The sequence below is a fragment of the Nibrella saemangeumensis genome (assembly GCF_039541915.1).
Taxonomy (GTDB): Bacteria; Bacteroidota; Bacteroidia; order Cytophagales; family Spirosomataceae; genus Nibrella; species Nibrella saemangeumensis.
In genome coordinates, this window is sequence record NZ_BAABHD010000083.1 from 160,470 (window position 1) to 184,420 (window position 23,951).

Annotated in this window: 18 protein-coding genes and 1 tRNA gene; 10 read left to right on the top strand and 9 right to left on the bottom strand. The window is 53.4% G+C overall.

Features of this window, described 5'->3' with window-relative positions; all coding sequences use genetic code 11:
- The first annotated feature begins 4 nt into the window (after nucleotides 1–4).
- From ABD949_RS26875 to ABD949_RS26885, 3 genes are read left to right on the top strand one after another with little or no spacing between them, the layout of a single operon-like run.
- Nucleotides 5–685, top strand: coding sequence for a response regulator transcription factor (locus tag ABD949_RS26875; RefSeq protein ID WP_345248918.1), 681 nt, complete (start codon nucleotides 5–7; stop codon nucleotides 683–685).
- A gap of 11 nt (nucleotides 686–696) precedes the next feature.
- Nucleotides 697–1,677: a porphobilinogen synthase gene (gene hemB / locus ABD949_RS26880; RefSeq protein WP_345248920.1), complete on the top strand. Its 981-nt coding sequence runs from the start codon at nucleotides 697–699 to the stop codon at nucleotides 1,675–1,677.
- A 10-nt stretch (nucleotides 1,678–1,687) separates the two neighbouring features.
- Nucleotides 1,688–3,025: a dihydroorotase gene (locus tag ABD949_RS26885; RefSeq protein WP_345248922.1), complete on the top strand. Its 1,338-nt coding sequence runs from the start codon at nucleotides 1,688–1,690 to the stop codon at nucleotides 3,023–3,025.
- Between the two features lie 59 nt (nucleotides 3,026–3,084).
- Here the strand turns inward: ABD949_RS26885 and ABD949_RS26890 are convergent, their stop codons facing one another.
- Nucleotides 3,085–3,288 carry a hypothetical protein gene (locus ABD949_RS26890; RefSeq protein ID WP_345248924.1) on the bottom strand — a complete coding sequence of 68 codons (204 nt, stop codon included), beginning with the start codon at nucleotides 3,286–3,288 and terminating at the stop codon, nucleotides 3,085–3,087.
- A 196-nt stretch (nucleotides 3,289–3,484) separates the two neighbouring features.
- Between ABD949_RS26890 and ABD949_RS26895 the strand changes: the two genes are divergently transcribed.
- From ABD949_RS26895 to ABD949_RS26905, 3 genes are read left to right on the top strand one after another with little or no spacing between them, the layout of a single operon-like run.
- Nucleotides 3,485–4,795, top strand: a complete 1,311-nt coding sequence (locus ABD949_RS26895; RefSeq protein ID WP_345248926.1) for a BatD family protein — start codon at nucleotides 3,485–3,487, stop codon at nucleotides 4,793–4,795.
- Nucleotides 4,792–5,904, top strand: a complete 1,113-nt coding sequence (gene aroC, locus ABD949_RS26900; protein ID WP_345248928.1) for a chorismate synthase — start codon at nucleotides 4,792–4,794, stop codon at nucleotides 5,902–5,904. Before ABD949_RS26895 ends, aroC begins: the two co-directional genes overlap by 4 nt.
- 9 nt (nucleotides 5,905–5,913) lie before the next feature.
- Nucleotides 5,914–6,900 (top strand): FAD:protein FMN transferase, encoded by a 987-nt coding sequence (locus ABD949_RS26905; RefSeq protein ID WP_345248930.1) that lies wholly within the window; start codon nucleotides 5,914–5,916, stop codon nucleotides 6,898–6,900.
- A gap of 112 nt (nucleotides 6,901–7,012) precedes the next feature.
- Here ABD949_RS26905 and ABD949_RS26910 read toward each other — a convergent pair whose 3' ends face one another.
- The 3 genes from ABD949_RS26910 to ABD949_RS26920 all read right to left on the bottom strand — a co-directional run bounded on the left by ABD949_RS26910 (nucleotide 7,013) and on the right by ABD949_RS26920 (nucleotide 9,763).
- Complete coding sequence (locus tag ABD949_RS26910; RefSeq protein WP_345248933.1) at nucleotides 7,013–8,353, bottom strand: Gfo/Idh/MocA family protein; 1,341 nt, start codon at nucleotides 8,351–8,353, stop codon at nucleotides 7,013–7,015.
- Nucleotides 8,354–8,442: 89 nt separating this feature from the next.
- On the bottom strand, nucleotides 8,443–8,769 hold the full coding sequence (locus ABD949_RS26915) for an antibiotic biosynthesis monooxygenase family protein (RefSeq protein ID WP_345248935.1): 327 nt from the start codon (nucleotides 8,767–8,769) through the stop codon (nucleotides 8,443–8,445).
- 1 nt (nucleotide 8,770) lies between these two features.
- Nucleotides 8,771–9,763 carry a formylglycine-generating enzyme family protein gene (locus ABD949_RS26920; protein ID WP_345248937.1) on the bottom strand — a complete coding sequence of 331 codons (993 nt, stop codon included), beginning with the start codon at nucleotides 9,761–9,763 and terminating at the stop codon, nucleotides 8,771–8,773.
- A 197-nt stretch (nucleotides 9,764–9,960) separates the two neighbouring features.
- On the opposite strand from ABD949_RS26920, the gene ABD949_RS26925 reads away from it, so the two are divergent.
- Nucleotides 9,961–11,874, top strand: a complete 1,914-nt coding sequence (locus ABD949_RS26925) for an ABC-F family ATP-binding cassette domain-containing protein (RefSeq protein ID WP_345248939.1) — start codon at nucleotides 9,961–9,963, stop codon at nucleotides 11,872–11,874.
- A 77-nt stretch (nucleotides 11,875–11,951) separates the two neighbouring features.
- Nucleotides 11,952–12,617 carry a DedA family protein gene (locus tag ABD949_RS26930; protein ID WP_345248941.1) on the top strand — a complete coding sequence of 222 codons (666 nt, stop codon included), beginning with the start codon at nucleotides 11,952–11,954 and terminating at the stop codon, nucleotides 12,615–12,617.
- Nucleotides 12,618–12,625: 8 nt separating this feature from the next.
- Here ABD949_RS26930 and ABD949_RS26935 read toward each other — a convergent pair whose 3' ends face one another.
- The 4 genes from ABD949_RS26935 to pbpC all read right to left on the bottom strand — a co-directional run bounded on the left by ABD949_RS26935 (nucleotide 12,626) and on the right by pbpC (nucleotide 21,643).
- Nucleotides 12,626–13,138, bottom strand: coding sequence for a gamma carbonic anhydrase family protein (locus ABD949_RS26935; RefSeq protein WP_345248943.1), 513 nt, complete (start codon nucleotides 13,136–13,138; stop codon nucleotides 12,626–12,628).
- A gap of 87 nt (nucleotides 13,139–13,225) precedes the next feature.
- Nucleotides 13,226–18,730, bottom strand: a complete 5,505-nt coding sequence (locus tag ABD949_RS26940) for an alpha-2-macroglobulin family protein (protein ID WP_345248945.1) — start codon at nucleotides 18,728–18,730, stop codon at nucleotides 13,226–13,228.
- Nucleotides 18,731–18,814: 84 nt separating this feature from the next.
- Entirely contained in the window at nucleotides 18,815–19,249 is a 435-nt protein-coding gene (locus tag ABD949_RS26945) for a nuclear transport factor 2 family protein (RefSeq protein WP_345248947.1), read from the bottom strand.
- A 69-nt stretch (nucleotides 19,250–19,318) separates the two neighbouring features.
- Entirely contained in the window at nucleotides 19,319–21,643 is a 2,325-nt protein-coding gene (pbpC, locus tag ABD949_RS26950) for a penicillin-binding protein 1C (RefSeq protein ID WP_345249267.1), read from the bottom strand.
- 154 nt (nucleotides 21,644–21,797) lie between these two features.
- On the opposite strand from pbpC, the gene ABD949_RS26955 reads away from it, so the two are divergent.
- Both ABD949_RS26955 and ABD949_RS26960 read left to right on the top strand, forming a co-directional pair.
- Nucleotides 21,798–23,207 carry an MBL fold metallo-hydrolase RNA specificity domain-containing protein gene (locus ABD949_RS26955; RefSeq protein WP_345248949.1) on the top strand — a complete coding sequence of 470 codons (1,410 nt, stop codon included), beginning with the start codon at nucleotides 21,798–21,800 and terminating at the stop codon, nucleotides 23,205–23,207.
- Between the two features lie 138 nt (nucleotides 23,208–23,345).
- Nucleotides 23,346–23,429, top strand: a tRNA-Leu gene (locus ABD949_RS26960).
- Nucleotides 23,430–23,530: 101 nt separating this feature from the next.
- Here the strand turns inward: ABD949_RS26960 and ABD949_RS26965 are convergent.
- Nucleotides 23,531–23,944, bottom strand: a complete 414-nt coding sequence (locus ABD949_RS26965; RefSeq protein WP_345248951.1) for a hypothetical protein — start codon at nucleotides 23,942–23,944, stop codon at nucleotides 23,531–23,533.
- Between the last annotated feature and the right edge of the window lie 7 nt (nucleotides 23,945–23,951).

Genomic DNA, 23,951 nt, shown 5'->3' on the forward strand with positions numbered 1-23,951 from the left:
CGCTATGCCAAAGATCTTAGTCGTAGAAGATGATCCCAACCTGGGTCAGTTACTGGAAGAATACCTCACGCTGAAAGGCTACGAAACCGACCGCGCCACCGATGGTAATCAGGGCTTGCAACAGTTTATGCAGGGGGTATATGACCTGTGTATTCTGGATGTCATGATGCCTAAAAAGGACGGCTTCACCCTGGCTAAAGAGATCCGGATGTCGAACCGGGATGTGCCGATTATTTTTCTGACCGCTAAGTCGATGAAGGAGGATACCATCCAGGGCTTTAAGATTGGCGCCGACGATTATATTACCAAGCCGTTCAGTATGGAAGAACTGCTGCTACGGATTCAGGCTATTCTCCGGCGGTACCAGCGCACACCCGCCCAGGCTGAGAAATCAGTATACCAGATTGGCTCCTTTAGCTTCGATTACCCCCATCAGATGCTTAATCGTAATGGGCATGGTCAGAAACTGACCAGTAAAGAATCGGAACTCTTAAAGTTATTTGCGCAGAACCTGAATCAACCATTAAGCCGTAGCTTTGCACTCAAGATGGTGTGGGGGGATGATTCGTATTTCAACGCCCGCAGCATGGACGTGTACGTAACCAAACTCCGGAAGTACCTCAAAGAGGATGAAACCATTCAGTTGGTCAACGTACACGGCGAAGGCTTTAAACTCATTGCTTAATTTTTTAAGGTATGAATCTGATTAGACGACCGCGTCGCAACCGGCAGTCGGCTGCTATCCGTGACCTGGTGCAGGAGACCCGCCTGGAAGTGACCGATTTTATATTTCCTCTTTTTTTGATTGAGGGGGAGAAGGCCAAAACCGAAGTAGAGTCTATGCCCGGTATTTACCGCCGGTCGCTGGATTTGCTGCTCGACGAAATTCAGGAGTGCGTCGACCTGGGCATTAAGGCCTTCGACTTGTTTCCTAATTTACCTGAATCGAAGAAAGACAAGTACGCCACTGAGAGTACCAATCCGGATGGCCTTTATCTCCGCGCTATTCGCGACATAAAAGACCGCTTCCCGGATATTTGCCTGATGACCGACGTCGCCATGGACCCGTACAGTTCCGATGGTCACGACGGCTATGTAGAAAATGGCAAAATTCTGAACGATCCGACGCTTGAAATTCTCGGCAACATGGCCGTGGCCCAAGCCAAGGCAGGTGCCGATATGGTTGGGCCTTCGGATATGATGGATGGTCGCGTGGCTTACATCCGAAACATGCTCGACAGCCAGGGTTTTACCAACGTAGCCATTATGTCGTATACGGCAAAGTATGCCAGCGCGTTCTACGGGCCGTTCCGCGATGCACTGGAGTCAGCTCCGCGCTTTGGCGATAAGAAAACTTACCAAATGAACTATGCCAACAGCCGCGAAGCCTTAATTGAAGCTGAACTGGATTATGCCGAAGGTGCCGATATCCTGATGGTAAAGCCGGCGCTGGCGTATCTGGATATTATTAAATTGCTGAAAGACAACTTTGACCTGCCGATTGCCGCCTATAATGTCAGTGGTGAGTACGCCATGATAAAGGCGGCCGGCCGCAACGGCTGGATTGACGGCGAACGGGCCATGCTGGAGTCTTTAATGGCCATCAAACGCGCCGGAGCCAGCATCATTCTGACCTATTTTGCCAAAGAAGTTGCCCAACTGAAAGCCAACGCCTGACACCGTACCTATGAGCCGTTTGTTATTGCTGAACACCCGTCTTGTCAACGAAGGCAGGATAACCGATGCTGATGTTTTCATCGAAAACGGTTTCATTGCACAAATCGGCTCCGATTTCTCGGGCCGGGCCGCCGACCAGGTCATTGACGCCAATGGTCAGTACCTGCTACCGGGGGTAATCGACGATCAGGTGCATTTCCGGGAGCCTGGGCTAACGCATAAAGCAACCATTCGCTCGGAGTCCGGGGCGGCCGTAGCGGGCGGAGTGACCAGTTTTATGGAGATGCCCAATACGGTACCTAACGCCTTGACACAGGTGTTGCTGGCGGATAAATACGAGATAGCGGCCCGGACGTCCTTCGCCAACTACTCTTTTTTTATGGGAGCCTCCAACGATAACCTGCAGGAGGTATTGAAAACCAACACGCGGGATGTATGCGGCATCAAGGTCTTTATGGGCTCCTCTACCGGCAATATGCTGGTCGATAACGAGCGAGTACTGGAGGAACTGTTCCGGCAGAGCCCGATGCTGATTGCTACTCACTGTGAGGATGAAGCAACCGTACGGGCCAACGCTGAGCGGTACCGGCAGGAGTATGGCGACTCGGCTACCGCCAGAATTCATCCGCTTATCCGTAATGAAGAAGCCTGCCTGAAATCCTCGGCAATGGCTGTTGAACTGGCGAAGCGGCACAACACCCGTCTGCACATTCTGCACATCTCGACCGCGGACGAACTGAACCTGTTCCGCAACGATATTCCGCTGTCCGAAAAGCGGATAACTGCCGAAGTCTGCGTTCATCATCTGTGGTTTGACAGCACCGATTATGAGCGGCTGGGCAATCTGATCAAGTGCAACCCGGCTATTAAAGGTCCTGAACATAAACCTCAACTATTGGCGGCCTTGCTCGACGACCGCCTGGATATTATCGCAACCGACCATGCTCCGCATACGTGGGACGAAAAGCATCAGTCATACTGGCAGGCTCCTTCGGGCTTGCCGTTGGTGCAGCACCCGCTGCTGATGATGATGGAATTTGTCAGGCAGGGAAAGCTGTCCATAGAGACGTTGGTACGCAAAATGAGCCATGCTCCGGCCGATTGCTTTCAGGTTGAACGGAGGGGGTATATACGTGAAGGATGCTGGGCTGATCTAGTGCTGGTTGATCCAAACGCTCCAACGGACGTTACAAAAGAATCACTATTCTATCAATGCGGGTGGTCACCGCTGGAGGGACAGCGGTTTAGCTCTTCAGTAACGCATACGATTGTATCCGGAGAGTTGGTTTTTAAAGAGGGAAAACTGCAGGTAGAGCGGGCTGGGCAGCGCTTAGTATTCACCCGCTAACATATAAAAACCTCCGGGGTTAGCCGGAGGTTAGTCAAATGAAATATCATGTAAAGAAATCAGCCTGGTACTACCCTGGAAAAACATCGGTTTAAAACCACCCGGTACATTTTGCCGAACTGTTTATAACACCATGATTTGAGTTCTTTAAGTTCGTCGGGTACCAGCATGTTAACGGCTTTACGGAGTTCTTTTTCGAACAGGGCTTTGTCAAAACTTACCTTTTGCAGGATAGTCTTAATGTACTCCAGCATTGTTGCCATACTACTTAATCATTTTTGGTTAATAGCCTATGGAATGGTGATTGAAAACGGTAATCTTGTTTAGACCGTTTATAAACTAACGGCCGATATTCGAAATTGTTGCCCGAATTTAAGGATGTTTATAGAAATATTCCAAAGAACATTTGCATTATTTTTTTGTTGCCTGCTGGTCGCTCAGGCTCAAGTTCCTGATAATTTGGTCAGTATTGAGTTAAGCGAAACTGATTTTTCGATTGACCGGCCCTTCACCATCGCTGTCATTATTAAAGATAGTGAACAGCGGCCTGTTATTGCTTTTCCGACCATCCCCGGCTTCACCAAAAGGGAGACGTCAACCAGTGTTACCTCTGAAGAAACGGGCGGTAACACAGTGATCAGTCGTGTCATCTCCCAAAACTATATAGCTACTAAACCGGGCACGTATCGTCTGCCACCTTTTACTGTAACCGTTAACAAAGCAGTCGCTCGTTCAGAAGGCGCTACCCTGACTGTGCGTTCGGTGGCCGACACGGATGAAGACGCTGTTGCGGCTACTACCCCGGTGGTGAGTAAGGATGCCGCTTACTTCTCGCTGATCACTACCACCAATTCGGTGTACGTTGGGGAAGGCTTTCCGGTGAGGCTTTCCTTATTTGTAGCCGAGGATTACCCCTATGAGCTTCGTTTCGATCGCCTGGAACAGCAGTTACAGAGCATGCTGAAGGAAATTCGTCCGTTTGATGTGTGGGAAGAGAATCTGGGGTTGACAGAAGTAAAGCGAATCCCCATTACCATCAAAGGCCGGAAGTATACGGAGTTCCGAATTTACGAAGCCATCTATTTTCCGCTCACGGCTCGTGCGCTCCGTATGGCGGAGGTAAGCCTTACCATGCTGGCCAATAAGACAGGTAATACCAGGCAAAAGCCCGAAGCCGTGACCTTCACCAGTCAATCGGTTACTATTGAAGTCAAGCGATTACCGTCGCATCCGCTACGCGGGCAGGTTGCGGTTGGGTCTTTCCGGTTGCAGGAAGGTCTGGAACGAAGGGGAATCAAAGTTGGCCAGAGTGTCCGCTACGATTTTAGGGTTACCGGCGAAGGCAACATTTCGGCGCTACAGGCGCCCAGGGTAACCCCAAGCGAGGTGATGGAGGTATTCCCGCCCAAAACTCAGGAGTCGAAGAAGCGAACCGCCGATGGTATTGCTGGTTATAAAACCTTCAAATATTTTCTGGTTCCGAAACAAAATGGCCGGATTCCGCTGGAAAAGACCTTTCAATGGGTTTATTTCGATCCCAAAAAAGAAAGGTACGATACCCTGCTGCCGAGAATGGTCCTGCGGGTAGGCGAAACCGCAATAGCCGCCGATACGGTTCATTCTGATTTACCTGGGTCTATTTATACTGGTATTGAACAACTGGATAGTTCGGAGCAAGCTGTAAACTGGCCGGTACTTGTCCGCGCAATCGCTAATGTCCTGATTGCGCTGATGATACTTGGCATGATCTTTTTATTATTTAGAAAATGAGTAGTACGTACGGAACCCTATTTAAGCTGTCTACCTTCGGCGAATCGCACGGCCCGGCCATTGGTGTCGTGATCGATGGTTGCCCCGCCGGTCTTGATTTCGACCCTGCTTTTATCCAATCGGAGCTTGATCGTCGGAAACCCGGCCAGTCACGCATCACCACGCAACGGCGCGAAGCGGATGAGTTTGAGGTCTTGTCCGGGGTTTTTGACGGCAAAACGCAGGGAACGCCTATCGCGCTTGTCATCCGCAACACCGACCAGCGGAGCAAAGACTATTCGCATATTTCCGAGCAGTTCCGGCCATCGCACGCTGATTATACCTATCATGCCAAATACGGCTCCCGCGATTACCGGGGAGGGGGACGTTCCTCGGCCCGTGAAACGGCCGCCCGCGTGGCCGCTGGTGCCGTTGCTAAAATGCTATTGCGGCAGCAGGGCGTTCAGGTACAGGCCTATGTGTCGCAGGTGGGTAAGCTAAAGCTGGAAGCACACTATCAGGATCTGGATTTGTCCAGAACAGAAGAGAATGCCGTGCGCTGCCCTGACCCCGAAATGGCGGAGCAGATGTTTACTTACATTGATGAGACCCGCAAGAAAGGCGATTCAATTGGAGGTGTGGTAAGCTGTGTCATTATGGGTGTACCGGCCGGCTGGGGCGAACCGGTTTTCGATAAACTGCATGCCGAACTGGGGAAGGCCATGCTTAGTATCAACGCCGTTAAAGGATTCGAATATGGTAGCGGTTTTGCCGGTGTTGAGCTTTACGGTTCAACGCATAATGATGCGTTTTTCACCGATGAGCAGGGACAGGTTCGCACGGCTACCAACCTGTCGGGCGGTATTCAGGGGGGTATCTCCAATGGCGAGGATATATACTTCCGGGTGGCGTTTAAACCGGTCGCTACCATTATGCAGGACCAGGACAGCGTGGATGTTCACGGCCAGCCGGTGACTGTATCCGGCAAAGGACGTCATGATCCCTGCGTGGTGCCCAGAGCCGTACCTATCGTTGAAGCAATGGCCGCATTGGTGCTGGCCGATATGTACTTACGGAACAAAGCAGCACAGATTGCGCCCGCAGGCAGCCCAGTTGCCAGCCAGACTTAACGCTTTTTCATGAAGCGGCTGCTGGTCTTTTTTATGGTTTGTCTATGTTCATTCGGGGTGCTGGCTCAATCCCAGCGCTACACGTTTGAGCGTGGGCTAATGGGTACGCAGTTCAGGCTGATTTTTTATGCGCCTGATAGCGTGACGGCAAAGCAGGCAGTACGTGCGGTGTATGCCCATATGGATACATTAAACCAGATCATGAGCGACTATCTTGATGGCAGCGAGATCAATCGCTTGTCTGAAACGGCTGGTTCTGGTCGTTGGGTCAGGGTATCGCCGGAACTTTTCGATGTTCTCTCAAAAGCTCTATGGGTCGCCAATAAATCGGATGGCCGGTTTGATCCTACCATCGGTCCGCTCTCGCAACTCTGGCGACGGGCCGTTCGCCGGCAGCAATTTCCTTCTAAAACAGAATTGAAGCATGCCCGGCAGGCTGTCGGCTACCGGTTGGTCCGATTAGATTCAACTACCTGTTCGGTGCAATTAGTGCGTAACGGCATGAAACTCGATTTGGGGGGTATTGGGCAGGGGTTTGCAGTCGATGAGGCTCTAAAAGTGCTCCATTCTAATAGCCTTCGCTCGGTTCTTATTGATTTGGGGGGAGACATACTAGTAGGAGACGCTCCGCCTGACCAGTCAGGCTGGCGCATTGATGTTGGCTCTGGCAAAGCGGCTGATGCCGATACACTGACTTTAGTGCTGGAAAACGCAGCCATTACAACCTCCGGCGATACATATCGTTATTTGGAATACAAAGGCAGGCGTTACTCCCACATTATGGACCCCCGCAGTGGTCTTGGATTACGGCATTTTGTGCGGGCCACTGTACTTGCCCCCGACGGCTGGCGCGCCGATGCCCTCACCAAAGTCTTCAGCGTTGCCGGCTGGCGCAAAAGCCGGCAACTTCTCAAGCACTTTTCCCATGTCGAACTCTACCTATTAGAAAATAAAAGCGGCCGACTCCGCAGGTGGAAGTCGGCCGCTTTCAAGTGATTGAAGGCTATTTTTTGTCCTCCCGACGCAGGAGGGATCTCGGCCTCTGCTTAACATCATTATTAGCTAACCAGTAAGATCCCTCCTGCGTCGGCAGGACAAAAACAAACTCTTAAACAGCTATCGTCTTACCCGGTACCGCAATCGGGTAGTACCCTTCTGCGTTCGGCAACACTTTCGGCATGGCATCCCAGGCCAGGCGGTCGGGCATCAGGTCGATTTGCGAATTCAGGGCGTCTTCCCATTTCACAACCTTACCCGAATACGTTGCCATACGACCCATAATAGACGTCATAGTACTCTTTGCAGTCCGCTCGGCATCAGCAAATTTGAACTCACCTTTGGCAATGGCGCTGAATAGTTCGTCGTGTTCAATCTGGTAAGGATTTCCATCTGCCTTGGCACTGTAGCTGAAAATTGGCTGGCCATTATAAGCCATCAAAGCGCTGCTTTTCTTTTCCATCCCTTCAACTTTGCCTTTGGTGCCAAGGAACATTTCATCTACCCGGCTATAGGTACCTTCGTAGTGACGGCACTGGCTGTTGATGGTGGTACCATCGGCATAGACGAAGTCTACAATGTGGTGATCAAAAATTTCGCCGTACTCTTTGTCTGTCCGAACCTGCCGGCCGCCCGTTCCCTGGCAGGATACCGGATAGCTGTTTTTCACCCAGTTGGCTACGTCGATGTTATGTACGTGCTGCTCGGTGATATGGTCACCACACAGCCAGTTGAAATAATACCAGTTGCGCATCTGGTAGTCCATCTCGGTTTGACCCGGTTTACGGGGCTTCTGCCAGACACCACCGCTCACCCAGTATACCTGTCCACCGATGATATCGCCCAGCGCACCATCCTGAATACGCTTGACCATTTCCCGGTAGCTGGGCTGATAACGGCGTTGCAAACCGGTAACTACGTTCAGCTTCTTCCTTTTGGCTTCCTCGGCGGCCGCCAGTACCCGCCGGACACCCGGTGCGTCGGTTGCCACGGGTTTTTCCATGAATACATGCTTACCCTGCCGGACAGCCTCTTCAAAATGCATAGGCCGGAAACCCGGGGGAGTGGCCAGAATGACTACGTCGGCCAGGGCGATTGCCTGCTTATAGCCGTCGAAGCCAACGAACTTACGATCTTCTGGCACGTCCACTTTCGGCTTACCGCTGGCGTCTTTCAGGTCGCGGCCGGTCAGGCTTTTATACGAGTCGTCGAGCCGGTCGCGGAATGCATCGGCCATGGCGACGATTTTAACGTTTTGTTTAGTGTTTAGGGCCTGCTGGGCTGCACCGGTACCCCGGCCACCGCAGCCGACGAGTGCTACCTTAATGGTATCATCCATGGAGTTATAAAAACCTCCGGCACTGGCACCAAACGGCAGACTGCTTAATAAGGCTCCGCCCGTCAGCAGGCCGGATGCTTTCAGAAAATTCCGACGGTTTGTATCGTTCGTCATAGCAGTTAAAGGTCAACGTGTAACGAAAAGAGTTGATATAAGAATAAAAGTAAGATGAGAAGCTGAATTACTTGTAAAATTTTTGAAACTTAATCTGGCCGGCATTCAAAGCTGTAATCCCTCTCCACCAGACAGATACGAGTTTTATAGCACTGATACCAGGTATCCCTGCCCTGCTGCCGGGCCAGGGTATGCTCCGCGTGGTGTTTCCAGCTGCGAATTGCTTCCAGGCTGGCCCAATATGATACCGTAATACCTAGATCATTACGAGCGCTCTCTACCCCCAGAAAGCCCGGTTGTTCGGCTGCTAACTCGACCATTCGGTCTGCCGTGTCGGCATAGCCCTCACTCTCTTCCGTACGAACAGAAGTAAAAATGACGGCATAGTAGGGCGGCTCCGGGGTTTGGGCAAGCATCCTAATAGTCCTTTATCGGCTTGATGTTGTAATAGGCATCAATTTCTTCCTTTGACGGTGCTTTGGCCGGGCGCACCACCCGGAAACCCACAAATGAAGCATCGGTCAGCCACCAGTCGCTTTTGGGGCTTTGCGGGTCACGCACTTTCCACGATGCATCCGAGGGGGTACGGGCGGCCGAACGCAGTACCTCCGGGTCATCGTCCCAGGAGCCACCACGTACGGCATTTGGGTAGAGTGTGGTAACCGGGGCATAGGGCTCCTTGACCTGACCTTTTGATTTTTTGGCGTAATAGTCGGGTACATACTGGTCTTTAGTCCACTCCATCACGTTGCCATGCATATCGTGCAACCCCCACGGATTTGGCTTTTTGGTGCCTGTTTTCTTGTACGAGCCGCTACTGTTACCTTTATAGACGGCAAACTCACCTAACTTACTCACGTCTGCGCCAAAGGAGTACGGCGTTGTGGTGCCCGCCCGACACGCGTATTCCCACTCGGCCTCGGTCGGTAGCCGGTAAAAAACGCCCGTTTTGTCGTACAACCACTTACAGAATTTAATAGCTGCGTACTGGGTCATGTTAATAGCCGGATAGCCGGCGCGGCCCATACCAAACGACATATCGACATACGACGGGCTGGGACGGGTAGAGGCATCCGTTTTGGCTAGATCAAAGCCGGGATACTTGGCGGCCATATCTTTCTCCATGTTCTTGGAGGTAAACAGGTCGTAAAAGTCCCAGATCACTTCGTATTTGCCCATCCAGAAGGGCTCAATTTTTACCTTGTGTTGCGGCCCTTCGTCGGCGCTGCGGCCTTTTTCGGTGGCCGGGCTTCCCATCGTGAACTCACCGCCGGGGATGGCCACCATCTCGTAGGCGATGTTGCTGCCGGGTACCGCCAGAACATAGGGTTTACCGGGTTCCTGAGCGAGGGTGGGTAAATAACAGCCGACCAGAAATAGGGCAGCCGGCAGGAGACTTTTTAAGCGCATTTTCAGTTTAGAAAAAAACGGGTTGTTATACTGAAAAGTAAAAGTACAAACGATATTACTCCTATGCAGGTGAGAATCGCCCGTTTATCAAAAAAAGTATAATTTGTCGGCCGCGCCGATGTATTTTTGTCATTTCGTAGTTGCCAAAGTCATAGGGCCTTCTGAAGCCTGGAGCGCCACGGCATAGTATTGAGTCAATGAACTACCTATCAGCCGAAAATTTAACGAAATCGTACGGCGACAAGTATTTATTCCGGGACACTACCTTCGGCCTGAACCGGGGTGATAAAGTAGCCATTGTAGGGGCCAACGGCTCTGGCAAAACCACGCTGCTCTCAATCCTGGCGGGTACCGTACCACCCGATGAAGGATTGGTCAGTTACCGGAAAGACATTACTATTGGTTACCTCGACCAGCAGCCCGACCTCAATGACGCCTTAACGGTCATGGAAGTGGTGCTGGCCGGAGACAGTGCCCAGCTGGAAGCCATTCGGGCGTATGAACATGCCCTGGCGCATAACGATACGGCCGCGCTGGAACGCACCATGGCCGATATGGAGAAGCTGGAGGCCTGGGACTACGAAGCGCAGATCCGTCAGATTCTGGGCCAGTTGGGTATTCAGGATGTAGAGCAGCCAGTAGCGACGTTGTCGGGTGGTCAGCGGAAACGGGTAGCCCTGGCGCGGGTGCTGATTCAGGACCCCGATCTGCTGATTCTTGACGAGCCAACTAACCATCTCGACCTGGAGGCTATCGAGTGGCTCGAAAATCACATGAATTCGCAGAACCAGACCCTGCTGATGGTGTCGCACGACCGGTACTTTCTGGACAAGGTCTGCAACCAGATTGTAGAGCTGGAAAATGGGGCTTTGTACGGCTACAAAGGTAACTATGCTTACTTTCTGGAGAAGAAGGCCGAGCGGGAAGCCGTGGTGGCCGCCGAACTGGACAAAAACCGAAATACGTTCCGACGTGAACTGGAGTGGATGCGCCGGCAGCCCAAAGCACGTGGTACTAAAGCGCAGTACCGGATTGATGCCTTCAACGATCTGAAAGAAAAAACCAGTCAGCGCCGGAACGACGATGGTCTGGAGCTGAATCTGCGGACCACCCGGCTGGGCAGCAAAATTATGGAGGTGGAAAACCTCAGTAAGAAGTTTGGTGAAAAAGTCTTGCTCGACCATTTTACCTATACCTTTAAACGGCTGGACCGGATCGGTATCATCGGCAAAAACGGTATGGGCAAAACTACCCTGCTGAATATACTGACCGAGCAGATGCGCCCGGATTCCGGTCGAGTGGTTACCGGCGGAACAGTAAAGTTTGGCTATTATACCCAAAGCGAATTGAACCTGCCCGAAAACCAGCGGGTAATTGACGTGGTGCAGGATGTGGCCGAGGTGATGAAGCTGGCGTCGGGTGAGACCGTTACGGCCAGTCAGCTGCTGCAGCACTTCCTGTTTAACCGGCAGAAGCAGTATGACTTTGTCCACAAGCTGAGCGGGGGTGAAAAACGGCGGCTGCAACTGCTGCTGGTGCTGGTGCAGAATCCTAACTTTCTGATTCTGGATGAGCCAACCAACGACCTCGACATTACCACACTGAACGTGCTGGAGGAGTTTCTGCTGAACTTCCCCGGCTGTTTGCTCATTGTCACGCACGACCGGTACTTTATGGACCGCCTGGTGGAACACGTCTTTGTCTTTGAGGGCGAAGGCAGGATCCGCGACTTCCCCGGCAACTACACCGACTACCGCGAGTGGCGCAGTGCCAATGCTGAGGCTTCGGGTGGGGTGTCTTCGGGTAAAAATGCAGACAGGAATGTTGGTGGTACGGGCAAGAACCAAAAGGCCGATCCCATAGTTAATCTTGAACAGACAAAGGTTGAGCCGGCGCAGAAGAAAAAGCTGTCGTTTAAGGAGATACGGGAATACGAAACGCTCGAAAAAGAAATTGCCGAACTGGAGCAACGGAAAGCCGTTGTATTGGATCAGTTAAATACCGGTGGCCACCACGAGCAGCTGACTGCCTGGGCCAAAGAAATAGAAGAATTAGACCAATTAATCTCCGAGAAATCGGACCGCTGGCTTGAATTGGCGGAGTATATGTAGAACAGACTGGGTCGCCACAGCGATTGTATTCTGTTTTTCACCACCAAGCAAACGGAGTTGCACTCCGTTTTACTGATATGGACCAGATTATTGAATTTTTTCGTTATCTGCTCAATTCCGAGGAGATCATTCGCACCGGGGGATTGGTGCTGATAACGGTAATTATTTTTGTTGAGAACGGTCTGTTCTTTGGCTTTTTTCTGCCGGGCGACTACCTGCTGTTCCTGTCAGGTATGTTTGCAGGTACGGGTATATTGAACGTACCGCTTTGGCTGATGATGGTCTGTATTTTTGGGGCGGCCGTACTGGGGTCACTGACCGGATACGTTAGCGGCCGGTATTTCGGCGACCGCATTCGAAACCGGCCTGATTCGCTGCTATTCAAGAAAAAGCATATTGAAACCACCCGGAATTATTTCCTGAAGTACGGGAGCCGCACATTGATTATTGCCCGATTTTTGCCCGTAGTCCGCACGTTTGCACCCATTCTGTCTGGTTTGATCGAGATGGATTTTCGCTACTTCATGCTCTACAACGTGATTGGGGCTGCGATCTGGGTAGTATCGTTAGTGGGCGGTGGATTTTATCTCGGTGAAACGTTCCCCGGCTTTATCAATTACGTGGGCTATATCATTATTTTCTTTCTGGCTATTACTACATTCACCGTTATCAAAGGCTACATAAGCGCCCGCCGGGATATAAAGCAGGAAAAGGAGCCAGAAGAGGAGAACAAAGAAGCCTAAACTGTCTTCTACTGCTTAAACCACTCGGCGTACATCACATAATTGTTTGCCGTCCGCATAAAGATTTCTTCCAGTTCGGGGGTAACGTTCTTCAGCAGACGGGCGGGGTTGCCTGCGTAAACGGAGCCGGGCGGTACCCTGGTGTTTTGGGTAACAATTGCGCCGGCGGCAATAATGGAGCCAGTGCCGATATTGGCTCCGTCCATCACAATAGCGCCCATGCCAATCAGGACTTTATCCTCAATGGTGCAGCCGTGGACAATGGCGTTGTGGGCAACGGAGACGTAATTGCCGATGGTGGTCTTAAAGCGCTGGTACGTGCAATGAATTACGGCTCCGTCCTGTACGTTGCAGCGGTCACCCATCGTAATCGAGTTTACATCTCCCCGCACCACGGCATTGAACCAGACGGTGCAGTCGCGGCCCATAATAACTTCGCCGACGATGGTCGCGTTATCGGCAAACCAGCAGTTCTCGCCGAATAGGGGATGGATGCCGCGAACAGGTTTTATCAGAGCCATACAGAATCAAGGTTTTCGCAAAGTTGCAAAAAGCGCACAAAAAAAGCGGTAATACTGCGCAGTAGCACCGCTGATTGATAACGTTGATCAATTAACCCTCAATGCCCCGGCTCCGTTATAGCTCCGCAATTCCGGATTGTACATCGCGTCGGCGGAGACCAGCCCTACTACAAAGTTTCCTTTTGATACGGCTCTGACGAGGTAATAGAACGTCCGTTCGCTGCCGTCGGCATCGGTGTAGAAGTTGATACGGTCGTCGCGCACGTCGAAGTGTTCGGGTTTGGTGGGCTTCTGAATCCACGGCATATCCCGCGGCTCGGTCAGGCGTGGGTTTTCGATTTCGAACCCGGCGGGCAACAGGTCGGTAATCACCACATTGTCGACCGTCAAACCGCTTGTACTGGTCAGGGTGATTTTTACCACCACCAAATCATTCTGCCGGACGCTGCTGAGCGGCTGCCCGTCGCGGCTGAGGTAGGTCCGGCGCACCCGCAGGCCGTTGTCCTGCTCCGGTATTTTGCCGGACGCCGGTACGCCTTCGCTCTGCCCGAAGTAATACACACTGCCGGAACCCTGGGCGTTTAGTGTCACAGCGGCTCCGGTAGCCAGCCGGTTCAGGCGCAGGTCGGCTCCGGTAAACGTGCCGAGGGCTTTGCCGTTCTGGATGAGGGTGGCGGTAACGGTTCCGGCTACGGTTTTGTGAGCCAGTTTGCCCAAGGCCAGAAACGCAAAAGCCGCTTCCTGCGTGTTGATGTACTGCGTTTGCCGGAGCGCCGTGGAGAGCTGCCGGGCCAGCGTCGGGATTTGCAGGTTATCGGGGTCGGTATCTACCAGCGTATGCAGCGTAAGGGCCAGGTTACGCAGGGGAGAGGCCAGACTACCACCAGTCTGCCGCCTTCCGGTATTGTCGGCGTATTGCTTAGGCAGCAGGGCCTGGTAACTGCGGGTATCGACTATCCGGTAAAAAGCCGATGCCAGCAGGTAGCGGCTATCGGGCGTCAGCAGATTGCTGTTCTGCTTGTAGTAGTTCATGGCCGGGCGGTTAGGCACACCCGCCAGCGACAGCACGTACAGACCATACAGATTGCTCCGGCTGGCGACCTTGCGCACGGTGCGGCCGCCGGCTTCGTCAAATCGCATCTCCTCTTCGGTAGCCGGGTTGCTGGTGCGGCTGGTCAGGTAGTCGATGGCTTTGCTGAACACCGCGTTGCGCACTTCATAGCCGGCCTGCCGGGCTTCGGTGAGGAAATGCACGGCGTAGGCGCTAATCCAGATTTCCTCCGGTGTGTTGACCTCCACCCGATTACCACCCCGGACCACCGTGGTAACCGTAGTGCCCGGCCACATGCTGAAACCGCCATGGTGCAGCTGCATGCTTTCAATCTTCTGAATGGCCTGCCGTACGTTGGTGGAGGGGTTAAGGTCGCTCTCGCCCGCCCGCACGAAATACACGGTACCGGAGCCAACGTTACGGGCTAAATCGGCAAAGTAAATCTGCGGCAGCGCCTTTGAGATGGTCTGCTCCAGACAGCCGTGCGGATAGCCCAGCAGGTACGATAACTCCCGGCCGAACTGCGCCACCGGCGAGCGGCTGACTACGAGGCTGGACCGGCCGGTACCGGGCAGAAAACCACCCGCCAGGTTTATCGCCTGACTGCGCCCGGCCGCTACCGAACCGGCCACGGTTGTCTTTTGCAGTGAAGCCGCCGGCCGAACGGTGATGTCTGTCTTTTCTGTAAAGCGCTCGCCCAGACCATTGACGGTAATCAGTACTGAGCCGGGACCAATGGCCTGCTGCGCTTTTACCCGGAACACCGCTCGTGTTTCGCGGCCGGGCTGTATGGTCAGGCTGCGGGAGGTCAGGCTGTCGGCCGATAATGGCCCGGTCAGGCTCAGGGTGGCCGTAACGGGCGCGGGCTTGTTGGTGGTGTTGCTCAGGTTTACCGGCAGTTCTACCTCGTCGCCGGGGCTGAGGAAGCGGGGCAGACCGGTACTGATGACAATCGGATCGGCTACTTTCATGCTGGCTGCGGCCGAGCCGAAGGCATTGCCTTTGTACGCCACCGCCATCACCCGCAGACCGCCGGAGAACTGCGGAATATCGACCGTGAACTCGGCCTCGCCGTTGCCGCCCGTCGTGAGCACACCGCTCCAGAACGAAACCAGATTGACCCGGCCGTTGCTGAGCGGATTTACCCGCCGTTGCAGGTCGTAGCCATCACCGCCGACGCTGGAGGTTGACGCCAGCGACAGCTCCGGGAACAGCAAGGCATACAAATCGTGACTGCCTACTTCCAGCGCCCGTTTCTGGTAAAAGAAGCCGTGAATATCCGGCGTCTGGAAATTCTTTATCTGCAAAATACCTTCATCGACCACCGCCAGCGTCACCTGCGTATTGGGCTTTGTTTTCACCCGAATGGTCTGCTTGGTTTTGGAGCGCGACTGCGTAGCGGCCGTAATCGCTACCGGCAGTTTGGTATCGGTATCGCTGACCGGCACCGGGGCAAAACCGTGAGCCACCGTCAAGGGCAGGTTGGTGTTATCCATCGGCCGGATGAGCGTGGCCGTTACGTACACATTGGGCAGGTGCTCGTCCTTGACGGAAAAGCTCCATTCGGCCGATTTGTTGTCGGTAGTCAGCCAATAGTGTTCCTGCACCCGGTTGCGCTCGACGGTCACCAGCAGTTTGCCGTTGAAGGGCGCTTTGAACAGAACTTTTACCTTGTCGCCCGTGGTATAGGCGGGTTTGTCGAATTCCATCAGCACCTGCCCCTCGGAACTGACCTCAAACGAGGAGGCCTGCGTACTACCGTAGCCATACGCGTAGAAGGGTACCGCCGTATAGCCCGTGCCCGATTCTTCGCCCGGACGCGACCGGCGCACCCGAATCTCGTATTCCCCCGATACGGTCGGTACGTAGCGGAATGAGGCCAGCCCCGGCCTGTTTTTGTCGCTGCGGAACGTAAGGGTATTGCTGTATACCGGCTTTTCGCGCCGTTTGGTGGTGTAGCGGTACTGGTCGTACTGCTTTTCGATAACCGTCTGGTACTCGTACCGGACCACTTCCACGGTCGCTGTGGCATCGGGCCGGGGTTTGCCGTCTTTATCCAGCGCTACCAGTTCCACCGACAGAGGTACATTGGTGGACACGTAACGGTCGGCCAACCGGACACCGAAGAAGGTTTCCTGGGTTAGAATGTCCATACGCCGGAGCCGGTTTACGGGGCGGCCGTTTTCGTCGAATACCGTCACAAACAGCTTGCCTTCCAGCAGACCGATGTCCTGGTAGGTAGCCGGAAGTTGAAAACGCTCCGTAGCCTGGCCGTTGGCATTGGTCTTTCCCTGCCGCAGGTCTTTCTGGAACACCGTCTCGTTTGGAATATCGAATACGTATTCCTCAAAGCCTTTTGGCACAAAGGCTTTCTGCTTCAGTTGAAGCTCCATTTCGTAGGTTCGGTCGGCGGCCGGCGGACCGAACAGGTTCTGCGCCGTAGCCGACAGCGTGATGGTTTGACCGGTTTGGTAGGAGGTCCGGTCGGTCAGTACATCCACTTTGATGCGGTCGGGAATAAACTCTTCCACGCTTACCGGCTGCGAAGCCAGCAGGGTTTCGTTGGCGTTCAGGACCTCAATGGTGTAGGTGCCCGTAACGGCGGCCGGGTCGAGGGCAATATCCGTGGCAACAGCTCCCTCGGTATTAGTCGTTTTGCGTAACGCCCGGTATTCGCGACCGTTGGGCATGAGTACCCGGATGGTCAGCGGTATTTCGCCGACGCTTTGCCATTGCTGGGTACGTACAATGGTGTTAAAATGGATGGTTTCGCCGGGACGGTAAATGTTGCGATCCCCGTAGATGAACGCTTCAAAACCGGAGGCATTATCACGTTTGCCTTCCACGTCAAATCGAGAGGTTTCGATGCGGGAGTCGGGCAGCGACAGAAAGTTGAAGTCTTCGTTGGTGCGGGCCGTCAGCATGGCTATTTTAAAACCGGGTGCTTTTTCGCTCACCTTCTCAAATCGGGCCAGCCCTTTACCATCCGTTTTGGCCGTGGCTACCGACTGATTGTTGGTACTCACCAGCGTGACCTCTACATCCGATAGCGGCTCGGCCGTTCGGATGGAGTTAGCAAACACCAGCACGTCATCTGCTGTCTGCCGGGTAATCAGCCCGATATCCGACACCGATACCAGCTGACTGGCGTTTAGGTAAGCAGACTCTTTGGACCCTACCGTCACCACGTATACGCCCCGCTGGCCACCCGGCTGGTTAGGCAAAGCCACGTTCAGCGCTGAAACGCCCCGGACTTTCGGCAGATCGTTGGTAGCAATGGTTTTGTTGACCAGAATGTCGCTGAACTGGTTTTGATCATCATCGTTATATACAAAATTGCCTGAGGGCACCCATTCTTCCCCGCGCTGGGTATACTCCTCGAAGCGGCCCAGGCGGAGGTAATGCAGCAGGTTGTTTTCGTACACTTTGGCAATTTTCACCTGCACCTGCGGCACGTTCACGATGTTCAGGCCGATGTTGCGCGGCCCTTTAGACGACAGGTAAAGAGCTTTCTTCGTGGCAAAACGGATACTGGCCGGCATTTTACCAAAAAACAGGTCTCGGCTCACCGGCTCTTCCAGCCGGGTATTCAACACCCCCCGAATCTGGTCCGTCAGCGTCAGCACGTAGTTGTCCGTTTCGGAAAAGGTACCCCGAATGATAAATCCATTTTTGGTGAGCTCGGCGGTGGTGTTTACCTGTGGTTGCAGGCTATAATACTGGTTTACATTCTCCGGCTGCAGCTCCTGCGTGGTGATAACCCGGACATAGCCCTGGTTCTGCTCAAAGCCCGTCTGCACATCCACGACCTCAACGCGGTAGCGCGACGGCAGGCTGGCCGATTGCTCCAGTGCCTCGCTGGTCTGGTAGGAGGTATTCAGCACCTTTACGCCTTTATCAACCCGCACCGTCAGCGGCTGCTCGTTGCGTTCTGCCGGAGCGTTGGTTACCGTAAAATCCACGCTGCTGGTTTCTCCGCCCACCACCACCTGAGCCGGCAGGGCTTTCCCTTCAGCCGACAGCGCCAGCTTACCGCCGACCTCCGGTGCGTTGACCGAGTAGTTAAAATTCAGCCTGACTTTGGCCACCGGCTGCCCGCTTTCCGGCGACCGGCTCCACCAGCTTTCGGTGCTGGTCAGTTGCAGATAAGGGGTGTGAAAGGCAATTTCATCGCCCGATACGCTCAGATCTTTATGTTCCTCCCGGTTCAGCAGGGCGTCGGTGAGTTCGGCGCGGTAGCTGGTAGCCGGGTCGAAGGCGACGGCGGGGGAAAATACCACTTCGTTGGGAGCTACCCACCGGAACTTACCGCGCACCGCCGGTTTGAAGCGTACATACTGAACAGAGTCCCACTCATTCAGGCGGCTTTCGGGAACCAGGTTCTTGTTAAAGGTAAACGTCAGGTTTTGCGTACGCTGCACTTCATCCTCGAAGTTGCGGCCGACGACCGAAACGGTATTGGAGAGCCGGGCGCAATGCCAAAACAGGAGCCCTGACACAGCCAGTGCCAGCGAAGCTTTCAGAATGCGGTGGGAGTTCATGGTGTAGAATTTGCCTGATAACGAAAAAACCCACGCTTAAGGTAAGCATGGGTTTTTATATTGCCAGTTCGCTTTAGTAAAAGGTCAGAGCATAGGCGAGAGGTGCACGCTGGCTACTTTCCAAAGCCCGCCCTGCTTTACGGTAACAACCGTAAAAGCGACGGTATTATCCATGATGCGCCCCTGTACACTTAATTTTGCTTTCCAGTTACCGGTGGCAATTGCAGCGTTATCGTTATAGGTACGGGTGAGCAGGTTGGATACCGAGGCATTATCGACAACCAGATAGCCCCCGCCGACAGCCTGAACGAGCATGTCCCGGTCTATCAGGCGCCCGTCGAAGCTGGTGATGGTAAAATCGCTGGCCAGCAGTTGTGACATGGAGTTGCTGTCTTCGTCAAGCATGGCCTTAAAGAAGCCATTGGTCGCAGCCGTTGGATCTTGAGCGTTGGCCGTTGTTTGGGCAATAGCTGAAATGCTGATAACCAAAGTGGCTATCAAAGAAAGCACTGTTTTCATGAAAAATGACGTTAGGGATTACAGATTAAGTCCGAAAAGTACAAAAAATAGCGGAAAAGCTTATACTGTTTATAGACTCTTAATGAGAATTTGAATATCAGCGTGACGGCCTCTGTCATCGGCGCAGGAAATTTTTAGCGCACCCGGCCGGGGTTTGAAGAACACCGCTTCGGTGGGCCGGGCTTTGCGGTACAGCTTGTCGTTGAGGTACCAGTATACCGCACGGACTTCATTACTAGCCTGACAACTCAACTGCATATCGGCCGGCGCTTTCGGGTCTACGAAATACTCGCTGCGGTCGTTGGGGCTGGCAATAAACGGGGCCATATGCTGGTCTGCACCCGGTTCAAAGATGCGCTCGCAAGCCGGATTATGCACCGGAATGGCCGCGTATGGAATCCGCTTCAGCTGATAATACGCAATCAGTTCCGGTGACAGATTAGGGTAGAGCCGCTGCACAGAGCCGCTGTCGGGCAGGCAGTGCGCACAGTAGCTGAGGGTACCCGCCGGGTTGGTGAATACGGTCTTCTGGTGCTGACAGCGCTGGTAACGGGTTACGCCCATGATGTAATAATCAACCGCCCAGCTGGTGCAGAATTCGCCCGGTACGGCTCCGCTCTCCGGACAGATGGCCCGACTGGCAATGCTTTTCGGCGGCAGAAACCAGCCTTTGGGTGAGTTGTAATCAATCGTGTTGAAAATCTGAAACAGCAGGGGCGTCGCTGTATTGGCCCCGCTGAGTTCCGGTACGCCTTCGCCGGAGAAATTGCCAACCCATATGCCAACGGTATAATGCCTGTTATAGCCGATACTCCACGCATCGCGCCGACCGTAGGAGGTGCCGGTCTTCCAGGCAATGCGGGGCAGGTGGTAGCTGTTGTCGAAGTTGTTGGGCAGGTCCGGGCGGGTAATCTGGGTGAGCGTATTTGTGACGAGGAAAGCTGCTTCGGGCGAGATGAGTGGGGTACCTGCTGCCTGAGAAGCCGAGGCCGTCAGGTTTATACTTTTCAACTGCCCTTCGTTGGCGAATACGGTAAACAGCCGCGTCATTTCTTCCAGCGTAACCCCGCAGCCACCCAGAATCATAGACAAGCCCAGGTCCTTCGACTGCTTTTGAATGGTCGTAAACGCTGCTTTCTGGAGCAGACCGGTGAAGGCTGGGGTGCCGACTTCCTTCAGCAGCTTAACGGCCGGGATATTCAGCGAGTTGGCCAGGGCGAATTCAGCCGTTACGGCCCCGTTAAAGCGCTGGTCATAGTTGCCGGGCTCGTAGCCGCCGAAGTTGGTGGGTACGTCGTTCAATTTACTTTTCGGTGTAATCAGTCCCTTATCAAATGCCAGCGCGTACAGCATCGGCTTCAGTGCACTTCCGGGGGAGCGCACCGCCCGCACCCCATCGACCTGCCCGCCGTCCAGCGCATTGGCAAAATCGGCCGAGCCGACGTAAGCCTCAACGTTCATAGTCTGATTATTGATGATCAGCACGGCGGCATTGTGAATGTTCAGCGCCCGCATCCGGTTGACGTAATTCTGCACCAGTTGCTCGGCGGCTGCCTGTACCGCCGGCCGTATGGTTGCCTGCACGATGGGCATACCGGGATTCTCTTTGCTGAGCCGTAACGCCAGGTGAGGAGCCTGCCGGGGTGCCTTGCGCCGACGGGCGGTCAGCGGCTCCTCCAGCGCATCGGCAATGACGGACGAGTCAAAGACACCCGCCTGCTCAAAGCGCCGGAGCCACCGGTTCCGCTCCTGCACCACATAGGCATTCCTGGTGCCCAGCCGCAGGCTCGACGGCCGGTTCGGGATGATGGTAAGCGTAGTGATTTCGGCCAGACTCAGCAGCTTTGGCTGCTTGCCAAAGTACAGCAATGAGGCTGATTTCAACCCTTCGATGTTGCTGCCGTAAGGGATCAGGTTGAGGTACAATTGCAGAATCTCGTCTTTGGAGTAATGCAGTTCGAGCTGCAGCGCCCGGAAGGCTTCAAAAAGTTTACTGCTATAAGTTCGTTGCCGGGGTTCCAGCAGCCGCACTACTTGCATGGTAATGGTGGATGCACCCGACGTACGACGGCCACTGAACAGGTTTTTACCGGCAGCCCGGAATAAGGCCAGCGGGTTAATGCCGGGATGGTAGAAGAAGAACCGGTCCTCTTTATAGACAATGGCTTTGCGGAGATTCGGGGTGATTTCCGGTAGTTCGGCGTATAGCCGCCACTTATCCTGTCGGTTTAGGAATGTGTGGAGAATGGTGCCGTCGGCGGCTGTAATGATGGGCGAGTAGTCAATGCGGGTGTTGAAGGGAAAGAGGATATCCAGCAGCAAAAAGACCAGCAGCAGACCGCCCGCTAGTTTTATCCAGAGCGGTCTCAGGAGTCGTTTGGTGATGCTGATTATTTTTTTCAATCTTTGATTTCTTTATTAACCACAAAGGCGCTAAGAAAACGCAGAGGGCGCAAGGAAAAGTAAGAAAATTGTTGATAATTTTTCAGGGTTGGACCTCTATTGTCTAAAGTCCGGTGTCTAACGTCCCTTTTCAAATAAGAGTCTGATGAAACTACAATTTTATGGGGCCGCCCGTACCGTTACCGGCAGCAAACATTTAGTGACGACCGAGACCGGCACGAAAATCCTGCTAGACTGCGGCCTCTTTCAGGGGATCGACTCCGAAGGACTGAACCAGGACTTTGGCTTTGATGCCTCGGCTGTCGACTACCTCATTCTGTCGCACGCCCACATCGACCATGCCGGACTCATTCCCCGGCTGGTACGCAAAGGCTTCTCGGGTCCCATCTATTGCACGCCCGCCACCGCCGACCTGTGTGAGATTATGCTGCTCGATAGCGCCCGCATTCAGGAAAAAGACCTGGAGCGGCTCAACAGCCGCCGGCTCCGGCAGGGCAGGCCATTGCTGGAACAACTATACGACGAACGCGACGTTAATGCCGCGCTGGACCTGATGAAGATGGTAGCGTATGACACACCGTTCCGAATTGACGATGAAGTTACCTTCCTGTTTACCGATACCGCCCATATTATCGGCAGCGCGGCCGTCAGCCTGACTATTCAGGAAACTGATGCTGAAGGGAAACCGGTTGAAAAGCGGCTGTTCTTCAGTGGGGATATTGGCCGCCCGCACGACAAAATACTCCGGATGCCGGCTCCCTTCCCGCAAGCCGATTACATCATCTGCGAATCGACATACGGCAATAAACTGCACGAGCCGGAACCCGATATGCGGGAACACCTGCTACGCATTGTGGAGGAAACCTGCGTGAAGCGGCACGGCAAGATTATCATTCCGGCCTTTGCCGTTGACCGGACACAGGAACTCATCTACGCCCTCGACCGGCTGGAACATGAAGGAAAACTGCCGGTACTGCCGGTATTCATCGACAGCCCTTTGTCGGTGAAAGCTACCAAAGTGATGCGGGCGCATGAGGAATGTTTCAACCCGGACATTCTGGATTATATCGAGAAGGACGGCGACGCGTTCAACTTTCCCAATCTTCATTATGTCTCCGATGTGGAAGAGTCCAAGTCAATTAATAGCTGGCGTGGTCCCTGCATCATCATCTCCTCGTCGGGCATGGCGGAAGCGGGCCGCATCAAGCACCACATTAAAAACAATATTGGTGATGCCCGCAACACCATTCTGCTGGTGGGTTATGCAGCTCCCAATACGCTGGGTGGTGCGCTCAAGCGGGGAGACTGGCAGGTGAAAATCTTCGGAGAGATGTACGACGTGAAAGCGAAGGTCGAAGTGATGGACTCCTTCAGCGCCCATGGCGATTACCAGGAGATGATCCAGTATTTAGCCTGTCAGGACCCGGCTCAAATAAAAAATGTGTTTCTGGTCCATGGCGAGTACGACGAGCAGCTTATTTTCAAAGACAAACTGGAAGCCGCTGGTTTTCGGCACGTTGAGATTCCAGACATGCTGGAGTCGGTGCGGTTGTAAACCTGTGCCAGTAGCGCACCGTCCATCGCAAGTTTACAGAACAGCAAAAATTTTCAGAAAATTGGCAGTGGGGGCTTGCAAAAGCCTGTTTGAGCTACTACCTTTGCAGTCCCGATTCACGAATCCGGGCACAAAAATGCCGAAGTGGTGAAATTGGTAGACACGCACGTTTCAGGGGCGTGTGCCTTCACGGGCATGCGAGTTCGAGTCTCGCCTTCGGCACACTAAAAGGCCGCAACAAGCTGTAAAATAGCGAGTTGCGGCCTTTAGTTTTTTAAGCGTGTACGGATTTAATAGTATCATACTATTTAACTAGTAGACTGTTATGGAATCAAGCCAATCATTCTTGCATAGGCCTGGAATTCGTAACCAGTCATATCGGCTAGTTTTTTTGAGAATAAATCTTCTATAGCCCGTGTGTTGGCCTCGGTCCTGTAATCAGTAATGAGGTGTCTTAGCATATCAGGACTATTGACCGCAATATCCCTCGTTAACGTAGGGTCTCCCTTTGATCGTTTGTATACGGTTTCGTAATTGACTTTGTCCCGATGATCACTGCCGCCAAAGCGTTTATACCCATACTCCAGCAGTAAGGTAATTATTGGAAATATTTTATCTGTTTCTTCACATAAAAAAATGCCCCCCTGTATGTGTTTAACAGAATCAGGGGACTTTACAGAGTCAAGGTATTCTTCTACAACTCTTAATTGTTCCTGTTCAATTTTAGGCTCCATCATTTTACTT

What these genes read in the sequence shown, in the direction of transcription:
- ABD949_RS26875 (WP_345248918.1), top strand. Translation starts at nt 5, where the DNA reads ATGCCAAAGATCTTAGTCGTAGAAGATGATCCCAACCTGGGTCAGTTA.
- hemB (WP_345248920.1), top strand. Translation starts at nt 697, where the DNA reads ATGAATCTGATTAGACGACCGCGTCGCAACCGGCAGTCGGCTGCTATC.
- ABD949_RS26885 (WP_345248922.1), top strand. Translation starts at nt 1,688, where the DNA reads ATGAGCCGTTTGTTATTGCTGAACACCCGTCTTGTCAACGAAGGCAGG.
- ABD949_RS26890 (WP_345248924.1), bottom strand. Translation starts at nt 3,288, where the DNA reads ATGGCAACAATGCTGGAGTACATTAAGACTATCCTGCAAAAGGTAAGT.
- aroC (WP_345248928.1), top strand. Translation starts at nt 4,792, where the DNA reads ATGAGTAGTACGTACGGAACCCTATTTAAGCTGTCTACCTTCGGCGAA.
- ABD949_RS26905 (WP_345248930.1), top strand. Translation starts at nt 5,914, where the DNA reads ATGAAGCGGCTGCTGGTCTTTTTTATGGTTTGTCTATGTTCATTCGGG.
- ABD949_RS26910 (WP_345248933.1), bottom strand. Translation starts at nt 8,353, where the DNA reads ATGACGAACGATACAAACCGTCGGAATTTTCTGAAAGCATCCGGCCTG.
- ABD949_RS26915 (WP_345248935.1), bottom strand. Translation starts at nt 8,769, where the DNA reads ATGCTTGCCCAAACCCCGGAGCCGCCCTACTATGCCGTCATTTTTACT.
- ABD949_RS26920 (WP_345248937.1), bottom strand. Translation starts at nt 9,763, where the DNA reads ATGCGCTTAAAAAGTCTCCTGCCGGCTGCCCTATTTCTGGTCGGCTGT.
- ABD949_RS26925 (WP_345248939.1), top strand. Translation starts at nt 9,961, where the DNA reads ATGAACTACCTATCAGCCGAAAATTTAACGAAATCGTACGGCGACAAG.
- ABD949_RS26930 (WP_345248941.1), top strand. Translation starts at nt 11,952, where the DNA reads ATGGACCAGATTATTGAATTTTTTCGTTATCTGCTCAATTCCGAGGAG.
- ABD949_RS26935 (WP_345248943.1), bottom strand. Translation starts at nt 13,138, where the DNA reads ATGGCTCTGATAAAACCTGTTCGCGGCATCCATCCCCTATTCGGCGAG.
- ABD949_RS26940 (WP_345248945.1), bottom strand. Translation starts at nt 18,730, where the DNA reads ATGAACTCCCACCGCATTCTGAAAGCTTCGCTGGCACTGGCTGTGTCA.
- ABD949_RS26945 (WP_345248947.1), bottom strand. Translation starts at nt 19,249, where the DNA reads ATGAAAACAGTGCTTTCTTTGATAGCCACTTTGGTTATCAGCATTTCA.
- ABD949_RS26955 (WP_345248949.1), top strand. Translation starts at nt 21,798, where the DNA reads ATGAAACTACAATTTTATGGGGCCGCCCGTACCGTTACCGGCAGCAAA.
- ABD949_RS26965 (WP_345248951.1), bottom strand. Translation starts at nt 23,944, where the DNA reads ATGATGGAGCCTAAAATTGAACAGGAACAATTAAGAGTTGTAGAAGAA.